Here is a 13,321-nt window from a genome sequence, read left to right as displayed (position 1 = left end):
ATGTCGCTCAGTAGACGTCGCGCTGGTAGCGCCCGTCGCGTTGAAGCTGTTGAAGGTAGGCTTGCGCACATTCGGTATCGAGCGCGCCCTCGCTGCCGATGATCTCGAGAAGCGTGTGATGGACATCGGGCGCGAGGCGGCTTGCATCGCCGCAGACGTACAGGTGCGCGCCTTCTTCCAGCCACGCGAAGAGGTCATGGCCCTGCGCCTGCATCCGGTGCTGCACGTAGGTCTTCCCTTCGCCGTTGATGCGCCGGTCGCGCGAGAAGGCAACGTCCATCCGGGTCAGTACGTTGTCTTTCAGCAGCCGTTGCCACTCCGTCTGATAGAGAAAGTCGGTGCGGAAGTTGCGTTCACCGAAGAAAAGCCACGACCGTCCGTGGGCCCCGCGTGCTTCGCGTTCCTGCATGAAGGCGCGAAACGGCGCAATGCCGGTGCCGGCGCCGATCATGATGATCGGCACGTCGCCTCCGGGCAGCCGGAAGTTCGAATTTCGGTGTATGTACACAGGCAGCTGAGCATCGAGCTCGGTGCGCTCGGACAATTGGCCCGACGCTACGCCTGCGCGCGGTTCGCCGTGCAGTTCGTAGCGCAGCGCCGAAACGGTCAGATGCACTTCATCGGGTGCCGCGGCGAGGCTCGATGCAATCGAATAGAGGCGCGGCTGCAAAGGTCTTAGCGCGGCGAGGAAATGCTGCGCGTCGATGCCCTTGACGGGAAACCGCCGGAGCACGTCGATGATGTGGTGACCGCGCATGTAGGCGGTTCGCTCGCCGGCATGCGCATTGTCGACGAGACGTTCGAGCTCTGCCGCACCGGAAAGCCGTGCCCAATGCTCGAGAAAGCGTGGCGTGAGCGCAGTGACTTCGAAGCCCGCGCCGAGCGCATCGCCGAGTGTGGTGTCGTTGCCCTTCACGTCGACGGCTTGCGAGTCATCGAGATCGAGTTCCTGCAGTACCGCGCGAACCACTGATGGGTCATTCGTCGGCACCACGCCCAACGCGTCGCCCGGTTCGAAGCTAAGGCCCGAGCCTTCGAGCGATAGCTCGATATGCCGGGTTTCCTTCGATGATCCACGCCCCGTCAGCGCAATGTTTTCAATGACGCGGGCGTGAAATGGATGTTGCCTGTCGATGGCGGCCCGCCGTTGCGGCAACGCGCCTGCGGACGCGCGCGGCTCGGCGCCGGGCGGATGACCGCCTGCGGATAAATTGCTGCCCAGCAACGCCAGGATCTGCTCGATCCAGGCGTTCGCCGGTTGTTCGTAATCGACGTCGCAATCGACTCTCTGCGCGAGGCGCTCGGCGCCGAGCTCCTCGAAACGGCGGTCGAGCCGCTTGCCCGCCTCGCAATAGTGTTCATAGGTCGAGTCTCCCAACGCCAGCACTGCAAAACGCATGCCGCCGAGCTTCGGCGCCTTGCGTCCTTCGATGAACTCGAAGAAGTCGGTGGCCGACTGCGGCGGATCGCCCTCGCCATAGGTGCTTACGACGACGAGGACATCCTGCTCGTCCTTCAACTGGCGAACCTTGTAGCTCGCCATGTCATGCAGCGATGCGGCGAGACCGCGTTGCGCCGCCTGCTCGGCGAGCGTGCGGGCGAGCGCCGCGCTGTTGCCGGTTTCGCTGCCGTAGAGCACGGTGAGCCGGCGTGCCGAAGTGCCGCCGAGATCGGCTTCAGCAGCCGGTGCGCGCGCTTCGGCTCGCAGTGTGCTGGCTTGATCGAACCCCGCCAGATATCCGCTGACCCAGACGAGTTGCCGGGAGTCGAGCGAGGTCGTGAGGGCCTTGATGTGTTCCCACTGGGCCTCGGTCAGCTCCGGGTCCCGAAATTCCGCAACAGCCATCTCTCTATCGACTCCAGACGTACGCTGCCCCGGGGTGTCCGCATGAGCGTGTCGCGCGGGCCTCGACAGGTCAGCTTGGTGATGAACCAACAGCCATTTTCCGGCACCGGTTATCCGCAGGCAAATGGATTATCATTGCAATTGAAAGCAAAAATTTTGATATGAAACGATGGATATCACGCTAGCTCGCACCTTTCTCGAAGTCTCGGCAAGTGGCAGCTTCATATCGGCCGCGGAGCGTTTGCACCTGACGCAGACGGCGGTGAGCGCGCGCATCCGCACGCTGGAGGAACAGCTGGGACGCCGGCTGTTCGTGCGCAACAAGGCTGGCGCCCGTCTGACGACGGCTGGGGAACGCTTCGTCCAGCACGCAACGACCCTCGTGCAGGTGTGGGAACAAGCTCGTCAGCATGTGGCGCTCCCGCCCGGACGCGAAGAGGGTGTCAGTCTGGGCGGCGAACTCAGCCTGTGGCATCCGCTCCTCGCCGACTGGCTCATCTGGATGCATCGCGAATGCCCGCAGATCGCCCTGCGCGCGGAGGTCGACAGTCCGATGCGTTTGCTTGACCGTGTGCATGAAGGATCGCTCGACATCGCTGTTCTTTACAACCCTCCGCAACGTCCTGACCTGGTTTCGGAACTGCTCGTCGAAGAAAAGCTGGTGATGGTGACGAGCGCGCCAGATGGCGCGATGGATCCCGCCCAGTATGTCTATGTGGACTGGGGCCCGAGCTTTCAGGCAAACCATCAGGCGGCCTTCCCTGAACTCGGTAGTCCACCCGTCTCCATTTCGCTCGGACCGTTGGCGCTGACTTATCTGTTGTCAGTTGGCGGATCTGGCTACTTTCGCATCGGCACCGCCGAGCCGTTTTTGCTGGACGGCCGTCTGCGCCTCGTCACGGGTGCGCCGGAATTCTCATGGTCGGCCTACGTGGTGTACGCGAGACGACAGGAAGGCAACGTTATCGACCGCGTCCGGCAGGGGCTGCGGGCCGTCGCCACTGCGTACGACGAACCGCGCGCGGACCACGAGGTGCGCTCACGGCCGACCGTTCGCGGTAGCAAGCGGCGGACGGATCGACAACTTTTCTAATCGCTACGACGTCGCTATTGCTGTCGCGAGTGAACTCCAGTCAATCGCAATATCGAGCGACAGTCCGCGAGTCAATTTGCGGCCAATCATTCGCAAAAACCGAAAGGCAATAGAGGTCCCATCGACATTCACCTGAGCGGGCGAATGTGCAAATCGCCGCACCGCTCGTTCCCCGTCAACCGCACTCTTCCACATAAGCCGGAGCGGAAAATGTTCGTTCGGCGCAGATCAAGCGACCTACACTGCAATTCGACGAAGCCAAAAAAATATCGCCAGACCTGACTGGACCTGAACGATCGGATTCCGATTTCGCTTTGATCAGGCGGAGTCCGCACCTGCTCCCCTTCTGTGTGGAGGCGCTCATGAAAAAGGAGAGGAAGACAGCACGTCAAATTCTGTCCGCGAACCCGCGGGAGCTGGTTTCGGTCGGACCCGACGACACGGTGCTCAGCGCGCTGCAGCTAATGGCCGACAAGGATGTGACGACAGTGCTGGTGCTGCAAGACAGCAATCTGGTTGGCGTGCTGTCCCAGCGCGACTACGCGCGCAAAGTCGATGTGCTCGGCCGCAACGCCGCCAACACCAAGGTTGGCGACATCATGACCACTCAGGTGTTTTATGTGACGCCCGAGCATACCTGCGATCAATGCCTCGCGTCGATGCACACGAAGCGGATCCGGCACCTGCCTGTTATCGAATCGGGGCGCGTCATCGGCGTGCTTTCCAATAGTGACGTGCTGGAGGAACTCCTGCAGGAGGACGAGCATTTCATCCGGGTTCTCGAGGACGACATGCTCCATCTGACCATCGATACCGGCGGCGCCTACTAGACAGTCGCGCTCGAATCAGACGAGGTGAAACGTGAGCACGCAATCAACCGCGGGGAAGCCTTCACCGGCGATCCTTTCCCGCTCGTCCGGCAAAGTGGCGTCCGCGCGCGATGCCGTGCGCCTGATCCGCGCCGGCGATACGGTCGCGACAGGCGGCTTCGTCGGTATCGGCTTCGCCGAAGACATCGCTATCGCCATCGAGGAACTCTGTGCGACCCGTGACGAGGATGCGTTAGTCACCCTCCCAAAGCCCCGCGACCTGACGCTGGTCTATGCGGCCGGTCAGGGAGACGGCAAGGATCGGGGACTGAACCACCTGGCGACGCCGGGCCTCGTCAAACGCGTCATCGGCGGACACTGGGGTCTGGTGCCGAAGCTACAGCGGCTTGCGGTGGATAACCAGATCGAAGCCTATAACCTGCCGCAGGGCGTGATAAGTCACCTGTTTCGCGACATTGCAGCCGGAAAACCCGGCCATCTTTCACGAGTCGGCCTCGGTACCTTCGTCGATCCGCGCTTCGGTGGCGGCAAACTGAACGAACGCACCACCGAGAACCTGGTCGAGTTGATGCAGATCGGCAACGAGGAATATCTGTTCTACAAGTCCTTCCCGATCAACGTCGCGATCGTGCGCGGCACTACCGCCGATCCCGACGGCAATGTGACGATGGAGCGCGAGGCGCTCACCCTGGAGGCTCTGGCGATCGCCATGGCCGCGCACAACTGCCACGGTCTGGTGATCGTCCAGGTGGAGCGAATCGCCGAAAGCGGCTCGCTCAATCCGCGACAGGTCAAGATCCCCGGCGTGCTGGTCGATTGCGTCGTGCTGGCGCCGCCCGAGAACCACCAGCAGACATTTGCCACACCGTACAGCGCGGCGTTCGCCGGCGAAATCCGGGTGCCCGCGAGCAGTGTGGCGCCGATGCCGATGAGTGAGCGCAAGGTGGTCGCGCGGCGCGCGGCAATGGAACTCCAGCCAAACAGCGTGGTGAATCTCGGAATCGGCATGCCCGAGGGCATCGCCAGCGTCGCCAACGAGGAAAGAATCCTCGACCTGCTGACGCTGACCACCGAGCCCGGCGTGATCGGCGGCATTCCGGCGGGAGGCTTGAACTTCGGCGCGGCGACCAATCCGCAGGCGATCATCGATCAGCCCGCCCAGTTCGATTTCTATGACGGCGGCGGGCTCGACGTCGCGTTCCTCGGCCTCGCGCAGGCCGATCGGATGGGTAACCTCAATGTGTCGAGATTCGGGCCGCGCCTGGCTGGTGCCGGAGGCTTCATCAACATCAGCCAGAATGCCAGGAAGGTCGTGTTTGTCGGCACGTTCATGGCGGGCCAGAGCCAGATTTCAGTCGTCGACGGCAAGCTGCGCATCCACCGTGACGGCACGGCCAGGAAGTTCATCGAGGAAGTCGAGCATCGCACGTTTTCTGGCCCGTATGCGGCGGCAGCGGGACAACCGGTCCTCTACATCACCGAGCGTTGCGTGTTCGAACTGGGCGCCGAGGGCATGGAACTCATCGAGATCGCACCTGGCGTCGATCTGGAGCGCGATATTCTGGCCAGGATGGACTTCGCACCGATCCTGCGTTCGCCGAAGCAGATGGACGAGCGGATTTTCCTGCCGGAACCGATGGGCCTGCGCTCGAATATTTTGCGGCTGCCGCTGGAAGCGCGCTTCATCTACGACGACGACAAGAACATCATGTTTCTCAACTTCTCGCGTCTCGAGGTGAAGCGTCCCGACGACATCGCCGCGATCCGAACTCAGGTATGCAGCGTCTGCGAACCACTGGACCACAAGGTTTATGCGGTGGTGAACTACGAGGGTTTCGTGTTGGACCCCGCGCTGGAAGACGCGTACGTCGAAATGGTCGAGGATATGGTGCAGCGCTACTACCTCGGCGTGACGCGCTTTACTACCAGCGCTTTCATGCGCGCCAAGCTGGGTGGCGCACTGACGCGGCGCGGGCTGTCACCTTATGTCTATGAAACGGAGGCGGAAGCGCAGGCCTTCCTGCGCGAGCAGTCGTCGGAGCGCTAGCGAAGCTGAAATCGACATCACATCGGCTTGTTGTCGCCACCCTGCAAGTGGAGCGGGTCCGGGCTCTTCTGGGTTGAGCGCAGCACGCCGGTGTCGTCGAAATAGAAATTAAACAGCAGGTACCACACGTTGTCTTCCAGATAGCGATAGCTCCATACCTCGCGTTTCAACATTGGGAAGTATGTCGTTTCCTCCGGGCGGCCGAAGTTGATCAGAACGTCATTCTTCGTCCACTTGTCAGGCTCCGCGCGGTAAAACTCGTTCGGCTGCAGCACTTGCCGGACGCGGATCACCTTGCCGGTCGGGTCGATGTCCGCGGCGACGGTGACTTCCCCCATGGGCTGCGTCGGCCACATCAGCCGCCGGGAACCGTCGGGCACCTCGTAGACCTCGCGCGGCTGCCCCATTCTGGCGACCACGGCCGATTCCGGTTCGCCCGCATGGAACGCCTCCCACGGCTGCGCGCAGGCCCCAAGCGCGAATACCGCTGCGCCAAGCAGCGCGACGCGTGTGTGACGGGCACGACCGAATGCCGATCGCGATGAATTCGATCGCCGGGATGTCATTGGGGACTCTACCGCCAAACTCCGGAGTCAGTGCCTGTGATGTAGCCAACCCATGTGATGGGCGTCGAGCCACTGGGTCATGGTCTCTTGCGGATGCGCGTGCCTGTATCGCCGCGCGAACACGAACGCGATGACCAGCAGGGCCGCCACCACCACTACCAGGCCGATCATTGACTGAGTCATGGCAGCCTCCTTTCTAGGTTGCGACCATGGTTATATGGTAGCCGATGCGCTCGATGTCAGGGCCCCGCCAGCCAGCGCAACTGCGGTCCCGGGAAGCCCGCGACCCACGTGCCGTTCGCGCTGAAATCCCAGGTCGGACCGAAGCTCGCCGGCTCGAGCAACTGTTGATCGGTGAGTCCGCTCGAGTCGGCCACCGCCGTGCCCGCGCCGACGCCCGCCGCCGCCCCTGAGGATTCGCGGTTCCAGAACACGTTCGCGGCGATGCGGCCGCTGTTCGTGCCCGCGATACCGCCTGTCGTCGCGTTCGCGCCCGGCGTGAGCCTGGACACGGCATACGACTCGCGGATGAAGCCCGTATTGGTGCCGACAAGCCCTCCGACAGTCGCGCCGCCGCTCAGGAATTCGTCTGCATACGATCGGGCGATCGCGCCATGGTTGGTGCCGACGAGTCCGCCGACTGTGCCTTGCGCACCGGCTATTGCCCGGCCGATCGCGAAAGACTGACCGATGCGGCCATCGTTCAGTCCGACGAGCCCACCGACCTGATCCGCGCCGGTGATGGCCACGCCCGCCCAGGAGCGCTCGATACGTCCAAAGTTCTCACCCACCAGGCCGCCGGCCACCGTACTCGTGTTGCCCGTCACATCGATGGTGCCGGTTGCGCCGACGTTCACCATGTGCCCGTAGTTGACGCCGGCCAGCAAGCCGACCGTTCCTCCCGATGAGGTCGCGACGCCGTCCGCCAGCGTGAAATTGCGCACGACGCCGCTCTTGCCGATCACGCCGAAGAGTCCGGTATCGGCCGCGGTCGAGAGATGCAGGTCCGCGGGCAGATGCCCCATGCCGTCGAACTGACCGGTGAACGGATTTGCGGCGGTGCCGATGCCGCCGAAGTCCGGCGCACCCGCGAATTCCAGCCCCCTGCTGCCCAGCGCATAGTTGCCGGACAGGTCGTTGTTCACGGCGCTCAGGTCCGCCATCGAGTTGACGAGCCGATAGGCCGTGAACTGCGTGACGAGCCCACTGAACGGCGCAGGGTGCCAGGATGCGTTGGTGCGCACGGTGCCGGGCGTGTAGCTGCCGTTCATGTCGTACAGGCCGCTGACGACGCCCAGGCTGCGTGACCAGTTGATCGTACCCAGATTGGTCAGGCTGCCGCCTTTGTCGAATCCATAGGTATCGGCGGACAGCGTGAGCGACCCTGCGCCCGTATTGGCGATGGTCGCCCGCGGTGCGATCGTCAGCGAGTGAGCCGCATCGAGCGTCAGCGAGGAGGCCCCGTGCCAGCGCACGCTCGCTTCGATCGCGATGTCCCCTTCACCGGTCGCACCGAGCTTGCCGTCCCCGCCATTCGCAATCACGGAGATGGTCGTGCCCTTGTTCAGGCTTGCGCCGAGCGTGTTGGCGGTCGGGACGTCCGCGATGAAGTCCCCAGTTGTGATGTTCCATGCTTTGGCTTGCACGTTGGCCCCGCCGAGCTTGACGTCTTTGCCTGACATATCGACCGTGCCACCGCTGCCGTCCGCATTGCGCGCGCTGATTTGCGCGCCGCGCGCATCGACGTTGCCGGAGTTGACGAGGACCCCGTTGACGGTCGTGTTCGCGACGAGCCATACGTGGCCGTCGCGCGTCGCGGTGCCGGTGGCGCGCAGCGCACCAGAATGACCCGCGAGCGCGAAGATGTTGCCGTCGGCCGCCTGCACGTTGACGATCGCCGCCCGCACCGTGCCCGAGTTCGTCACCGTGCCGCCGCTGCCCACGTCCACGAAGACTTGTTGATAGTTGCCGTCGTAGAGATGCGCCTGACGGCCCGTGGCGAGTTCGGCATTGCCGTTCGGCGCGTCGATCTTCCCTGCGTTCGTGACCTTGTTGGCCGATATCAGGAACACGTCCCCACCCGACGAACTAATCTTGCCGAGATTGACGACATCCGCCGTAGAACTGCCTGTATAGGCTGACCCACCGATCACGGGCGGGTTGAGAAAGACATCGTTGGGGACGTCGAGGGTCGAAGCGACGAAGCGCCCGCCCGTCGACACCACGCCGCCAGGCCCGATGAGCACGCCATGCGGGTTGATCAGGTAGATGCTGCCGGTGCCCTTCAGCGTGCCGTAGATCGCCGACACATCGTTACCCGTCACGCGATTGAGCGTCGCGCCGGTGCCGTTGTCGATCGACACCGTGCGGCGCGATCCGATCGAAAAACTGTTCCATTCGATGATGCCGCGCGAGCCCGCTTGCGTGATGCTGATGCCGGCGTCGTTCTGAGCAATGCTTCCGGAGCCGGCGACGAAATGGCCGCCCTGTGGCAGCGCCCCCGCCGCGCACGCGACGTGCGTCGTGAACAGTCCGGTCAGCGAAACAACGATGGCGAATGAAATTCGCCCGCTTGAATGACGACGTTGCGATGCACCTCGCCGCAGCAGAGGTGGCCTTCGAGTTCTCATACATCCCCCTTCCACGTTCGCGCGAAACGGTTCCGCCCCGTATGAAGACTAGCAGTTCGCCTCCTCGCCAGTTGCGGGCAATCTCAACGATTTGCGCCTTCGTGTAAGGCTTTTATTACCACCGCCTTCCACGTTGACGACGATTTCAATGCAAGTTTGAAATACCGTTATTACGATAGGTTATTAAACGACGGACCTCCAACCACCGTCGATCTCCGCAAAAACCCCGTCCGGCGGGCATTGCAGGCTCGCGACACCGCACGCGCCCCGACTTGCCGTCGAGTAGCGCGAACCTTGGCAGGCAGCGGCCGCGACCTGACATTTCGGTATACTTCCGGGCTTTCCCGAAACAATTATTCGCGGCCCCTCCCGCGCAGCGACCGCCGCTTGACCGGCGCGCCGCCTTCGCGCGACAAGCGCGTCCGCTCCACTCATCATGTCCGATCTCTCCACGCCATTCGGCGCGCCTCGCCGTGTCGTCAACATCAATCCGAAGCCGCTCGCCGTCGCGCTCGCGCTGGTCGTGCTCGGCGCGATCTATCTCGCGCAGACCGTCAGCGTAAAGCAGGCCGCGCTGTACGTGCTCGGCGCGCTGCTCGGCATCACGCTCTATCACGCCGCGTTCGGCTTCACGTCCGCATGGCGCGTGTTCATCGCCGACGGCCGCGGCGCCGGCCTGCGCGCGCAGATGCTGATGCTCGCGGTCGGCGTGCTGCTGTTCTTCCCGGCGCTGTCCGCCGGCACGCTGTTCGGGCATCCGGTGGTCGGCGAGGTGTCGCCCGTCGGCACCTCGGTCGTGGTCGGCGCGTTCATGTTCGGCATCGGCATGCAGCTCGGCGGCGGCTGCGCGTCCGGCACGCTGTACACGGTCGGCGGCGGCAGCACGCGGATGGTGGTCACGCTGATCGCGTTCATCATCGGTTCGGTGATCGGCACGGCGCACATGCCGTTCTGGTCCGCGATGCCGCATCTGCCGCCGATCTCGCTCGTGCAAACGCTCGGCGTGGTTTCGGGGATCGCGCTGAACCTCGTGGTGTTCGCGGCGATCGCCGCGCTGACCGTGCTGATCGAGAAGCGCCGTCACGGCCGTCTGGTCAGCGAGGTGGAGCGCGCACCGAACGCATCGCAGTGGCTGCATGGCCCGTGGCCGCTCCTCGCCGGCGGCGTCGTGCTCGCCATCCTCAACTTCGTGACGCTCGCGCTGTCGGGTCGTCCGTGGGGCATCACGTCGGCGTTCGCGCTGTGGGGCGCCAAGGCGTTTTCCGCAATGGGCGTCGACGTCGCGAGCTGGCCGGTGTGGAGCACCGGCCCGAACGCGGCCGCCCTCGCCGCACCGATCAGCCACGACATGAAGTCGGTGATGGACATCGGCATCGTGATCGGCGCGATGCTCGCCGCTTCGCTGGCCGGCCGCTATGCGCCGGTGTGGCGTCTGCCGCTGCGCTCGCTGATCGCGGCGATCGTCGGCGGTCTGATTCTCGGCTACGGCGCGCGTCTCGCGTACGGCTGCAATATCGGCGCGTACTTCAGCGGCATCGTGTCCGGCAGCCTGCACGGCTGGCTGTGGCTCGTCGCGGCATTTTTCGGCAACGTGGTCGGCACCAGGCTGCGTCCGCTGTTCGGCCTCCCGGTCGAGCGCGTCAAGCAGACGGGCTGCTGATCGGGCGGCTTCGGCCGCCTATCGGGCGGGGGCTGCGCTGCCGCCCCGCCCGCGCAGTTCCGGTCGAAAGTCGTCGCAACGAAGTCGAGTCTTCTACTGGGCGCCAGTCTGAAGCCGTCGCGCGAGCTCGTCGGCTATCTGCTGCGCGCTGTTTCTGACCGCCGTCTTTTCATCGCGACCGGACAGAACGACCTTCGCGGCGATCACGTACGGATTGAGCTTGATCACCGCGCCCGGCATATCCCTGCTCTTGCCCTCTTCAACACCTTCATAAAGCGGCGGCAACTCCGGCGCGACCAGGTTATCGCAGGAAACCGCGACCTGAAACTGGCTTTGGCCCGCGCCCATGCCCACCATCGCGCGACGCAGCCGGTTACCCTCGTCGACGCTGAGAAAAACACCGCGCACCTGCCAGCCGTCGTGAGGCAGCGGCTCACCCGGCGCTACGCGGCGCGCGTCTACTCCGGCCTTCTTCAGATCGTCCGTCAAGGATTGCGCCATCAGCGCGACGATCTCCCGCGCCCGCGCCTGCGGGTCCTGTTGCTGGCGCAGCGGACCCGCCGGCACCAGATTGCCCACGATGCCCCGCGCGCGGTGGCCCGGCCCGCTGTCAGGGGCGATATTCGCGGCGTCGAGATCGAAATCGGCGACATAGACAACCGGCGGCGCGACAGCAGCCGCGAGCGCTGCCGACGCATCCGCCGCCAGACATCCGTCCGCGCTGGCACACACATACGTCGCCAGACCGACCATTCGCATCCATCGAAACATCATTGCGCACCTCCGCGCTGATCGCCTGGTACTGGTTGCATGACAACGACGAAATACGCCGCTCACATCTTGGCTCTTCACCCATCTTAGGACTTTCGATCGTCTGCACCGCGATCCGAAAATCCTATACTGGGTCGATGCGGTTGGTGGCTATGCGCGTTGTCCGCGTATGCCTTGGCGCGAGTTCGACAAACGGAAAACAAAGCCATGCTGACGATCGACGACATTCGCGCCGTGCCGCTGTTCTCCAGCCTCCCCGACAGCGAACTGGAAACCCTCGCGCACACGGCCGCGGACCTGCATCTGTGCGCGGGCGAGTTCGCGGTTCATGAAGGTGGCGAGCGCGCGTTATACGCGGTGCTGTCGGGCAGGATGGAAGTCATCAAGACGTTCGACGGCATCGAGCGGACTTTGGGCTGGCGTCTGCCCGGCACGATCTTCGGCGAAGTGCCGCTTGCGCTGAGTTCGCCGTTTCCGGGCGCCTATCGAGCAGCCGAGCCTTCGCGCGTGATGCGCGTCGACGCGCCGCAATACTATGCGCTCGCGGCGGCGTCGCCCGAGGTGGCGTTCAAGATGGGGGCGCTCGCGCGCGAACGCATCGGCGGGCTGCAAAGCCTTTCCGCCGAGCCGCCGAAAGCGCGTGTGACGATCGTCGGCAACCGTTGGGACGATGCGTGCACGCTGCTGCGCCAGTTTCTCGCGCGAAATCAGATCAGCGCCGACTGGCTGGCGCCGGATGCGCCCGAACTGGCCGCGCGCTGGCCTGGCACCTGTCCAACGGAACGCGAGTGCCCCGCGTTGCGCCTCGTCGACGGCACGGTGCTGAGCCGGCCCGCGACCCGCGAACTGGCGGGACTGCTCGGCCTTCAAACGCAGCCGCGTCTGGCCGGATACGACACGGCGATCATCGGCGGCGGCCCCGCGGGGCTGGCTGCCGCGGTGTACGGCGCGTCGGAAGGTCTGCGCACGCTGGTGCTGGAGCGCGAGGCGCCGGGTGGACAGGCGGGCACGTCGTCGCGCATCGAGAACTATCTCGGCTTTCCCAATGGCGTTTCCGGCGACGAACTGGCAAGCCGCGCGCTGCAACAGGCACGGCGGCTCGGCGCGGAAATCCTCGTGACGCGCTCGGTCGAGCGCATCGATGTAAAGACGCGGCGGATTCATCTCGACGGCGGCGACGCCGTACACGCTCGAACCATCATTCTCGCGACGGGCGTCACGTGGCGGCGGCTTGCCATCGACGGCTTCGACCGCTTTATCGGCAAGGGGATCTACTACGGCGCGGCGCGCAGCGAGGCGAGCGCAACCCACGGCCTCGATGTCCATCTGATCGGCGGCGGCAATTCGGCCGGCCAGGCGGCGTTGTTCTTCGCCAATCATGCGCGCAGCGTGACGCTCGTCGTGCGCGGCGATTCGCTCGAAAAGGGCATGTCGCGCTATCTGGTCGAACAGCTTGCGGGCAAATCGAATGTCGCGGTGCGCTTGCGCTCGGAAGTCGTCGGCGCGCATGGCGATACGCATCTGACGGCCATCGACATTCGCGATTCGACGACGGACGCAGTAAGCCGGCACGACTGCGGCGGCCTGTTCGTCTTCATCGGAGCCGATGCGCAGACGGAATGGCTGCCGTCCGAAATCGCGCGCGACGTACGCGGCTATGTTCTGACCGGCGACGACGTCGTCAAGGCCGCACGCTGGCCGCATCATCACCGCGATCCTTATCTGCTCGAATCGAGTGTGCCTGGCGTGTTTGCGTGCGGGGACGTGAGGCTGAGCCCTGTGAAGCGCGTCGCTTCGGCCGTCGGCGAAGGCAGCATGGCGATTGCTTTCGCGCACAGGTATTTGCAGTCGGACGGTGCGTGACTTCGTTGCTCGGTC

General features: G+C 64.3%; 10 protein-coding genes. 5 read left to right on the top strand and 5 right to left on the bottom strand.

The annotated features are described in order from the left end of the window. Window positions 1-7: 7 nt before the first annotated feature. The gene (locus tag AB4Y34_RS23600; protein ID WP_368717370.1) at window positions 8-1,846 is read right to left on the bottom strand and encodes an assimilatory sulfite reductase (NADPH) flavoprotein subunit; all 1,839 of its coding nucleotides are present in this window, start codon (window positions 1,844-1,846) and stop codon (window positions 8-10) included. 169 nt (window positions 1,847-2,015) lie between these two features. Between AB4Y34_RS23600 and AB4Y34_RS23595 the strand changes: the two genes are divergently transcribed. The 3 genes from AB4Y34_RS23595 (at window position 2,016) to AB4Y34_RS23585 (ending at window position 5,816) form a co-directional block, all read left to right on the top strand. After that, window positions 2,016-2,939 carry a LysR family transcriptional regulator gene (locus tag AB4Y34_RS23595; RefSeq protein WP_368717369.1) on the top strand — a complete coding sequence of 308 codons (924 nt, stop codon included), beginning with the start codon at window positions 2,016-2,018 and terminating at the stop codon, window positions 2,937-2,939. A 362-nt stretch (window positions 2,940-3,301) separates the two neighbouring features. Continuing rightward, a complete protein-coding gene (locus AB4Y34_RS23590; RefSeq protein WP_176378254.1) occupies window positions 3,302-3,769 on the top strand; it encodes a CBS domain-containing protein in 468 nt (155 codons plus the stop codon). Window positions 3,770-3,800: 31 nt separating this feature from the next. Then, window positions 3,801-5,816 (top strand): acyl CoA:acetate/3-ketoacid CoA transferase, encoded by a 2,016-nt coding sequence (locus AB4Y34_RS23585; protein WP_368717368.1) that lies wholly within the window; start codon window positions 3,801-3,803, stop codon window positions 5,814-5,816. Window positions 5,817-5,833: 17 nt separating this feature from the next. Here the strand turns inward: AB4Y34_RS23585 and AB4Y34_RS23580 are convergent, their stop codons facing one another. From AB4Y34_RS23580 to AB4Y34_RS23570, 3 genes are read right to left on the bottom strand one after another with little or no spacing between them, the layout of a single operon-like run. Beyond that, window positions 5,834-6,382: a hypothetical protein gene (locus AB4Y34_RS23580; RefSeq protein ID WP_368717417.1), complete on the bottom strand. Its 549-nt coding sequence runs from the start codon at window positions 6,380-6,382 to the stop codon at window positions 5,834-5,836. Window positions 6,383-6,409: 27 nt separating this feature from the next. After that, complete coding sequence (locus AB4Y34_RS23575) at window positions 6,410-6,565, bottom strand: hypothetical protein (protein WP_368717367.1); 156 nt, start codon at window positions 6,563-6,565, stop codon at window positions 6,410-6,412. Between the two features lie 56 nt (window positions 6,566-6,621). Beyond that, window positions 6,622-9,012 carry a filamentous hemagglutinin N-terminal domain-containing protein gene (locus tag AB4Y34_RS23570; protein WP_368717366.1) on the bottom strand — a complete coding sequence of 797 codons (2,391 nt, stop codon included), beginning with the start codon at window positions 9,010-9,012 and terminating at the stop codon, window positions 6,622-6,624. Window positions 9,013-9,448: 436 nt separating this feature from the next. Between AB4Y34_RS23570 and AB4Y34_RS23565 the strand changes: the two genes are divergently transcribed. Continuing rightward, window positions 9,449-10,672: a YeeE/YedE family protein gene (locus tag AB4Y34_RS23565; RefSeq protein WP_368717365.1), complete on the top strand. Its 1,224-nt coding sequence runs from the start codon at window positions 9,449-9,451 to the stop codon at window positions 10,670-10,672. A gap of 93 nt (window positions 10,673-10,765) precedes the next feature. On the opposite strand, the gene AB4Y34_RS23560 is transcribed toward AB4Y34_RS23565, so the two are convergent. After that, entirely contained in the window at window positions 10,766-11,446 is a 681-nt protein-coding gene (locus AB4Y34_RS23560) for a DUF4410 domain-containing protein (RefSeq protein ID WP_368717364.1), read from the bottom strand. A 204-nt stretch (window positions 11,447-11,650) separates the two neighbouring features. Here AB4Y34_RS23560 and AB4Y34_RS23555 point away from each other — a divergent pair, with 204 nt between their 5' ends. Beyond that, window positions 11,651-13,306, top strand: a complete 1,656-nt coding sequence (locus tag AB4Y34_RS23555; RefSeq protein ID WP_368717363.1) for an FAD-dependent oxidoreductase — start codon at window positions 11,651-11,653, stop codon at window positions 13,304-13,306. Window positions 13,307-13,321 lie beyond the last annotated feature (15 nt).

Source organism: Paraburkholderia sp. BR10954 (assembly GCF_040965775.1).
Taxonomy (GTDB): domain Bacteria; phylum Pseudomonadota; class Gammaproteobacteria; order Burkholderiales; family Burkholderiaceae; genus Paraburkholderia; species Paraburkholderia youngii.
This window is presented reverse-complemented; position numbering and strand designations above follow the sequence as displayed.

What these genes read in the sequence shown, in the direction of transcription:
- AB4Y34_RS23590 (WP_176378254.1), top strand. Translation starts at nt 3,302, where the DNA reads ATGAAAAAGGAGAGGAAGACAGCACGTCAAATTCTGTCCGCGAACCCG.
- AB4Y34_RS23595 (WP_368717369.1), top strand. Translation starts at nt 2,016, where the DNA reads ATGGATATCACGCTAGCTCGCACCTTTCTCGAAGTCTCGGCAAGTGGC.
- AB4Y34_RS23565 (WP_368717365.1), top strand. Translation starts at nt 9,449, where the DNA reads ATGTCCGATCTCTCCACGCCATTCGGCGCGCCTCGCCGTGTCGTCAAC.
- AB4Y34_RS23575 (WP_368717367.1), bottom strand. Translation starts at nt 6,565, where the DNA reads ATGACTCAGTCAATGATCGGCCTGGTAGTGGTGGTGGCGGCCCTGCTG.
- AB4Y34_RS23560 (WP_368717364.1), bottom strand. Translation starts at nt 11,446, where the DNA reads ATGATGTTTCGATGGATGCGAATGGTCGGTCTGGCGACGTATGTGTGT.
- AB4Y34_RS23555 (WP_368717363.1), top strand. Translation starts at nt 11,651, where the DNA reads ATGCTGACGATCGACGACATTCGCGCCGTGCCGCTGTTCTCCAGCCTC.
- AB4Y34_RS23570 (WP_368717366.1), bottom strand. Translation starts at nt 9,012, where the DNA reads ATGAGAACTCGAAGGCCACCTCTGCTGCGGCGAGGTGCATCGCAACGT.
- AB4Y34_RS23600 (WP_368717370.1), bottom strand. Translation starts at nt 1,846, where the DNA reads ATGGCTGTTGCGGAATTTCGGGACCCGGAGCTGACCGAGGCCCAGTGG.
- AB4Y34_RS23580 (WP_368717417.1), bottom strand. Translation starts at nt 6,382, where the DNA reads ATGACATCCCGGCGATCGAATTCATCGCGATCGGCATTCGGTCGTGCC.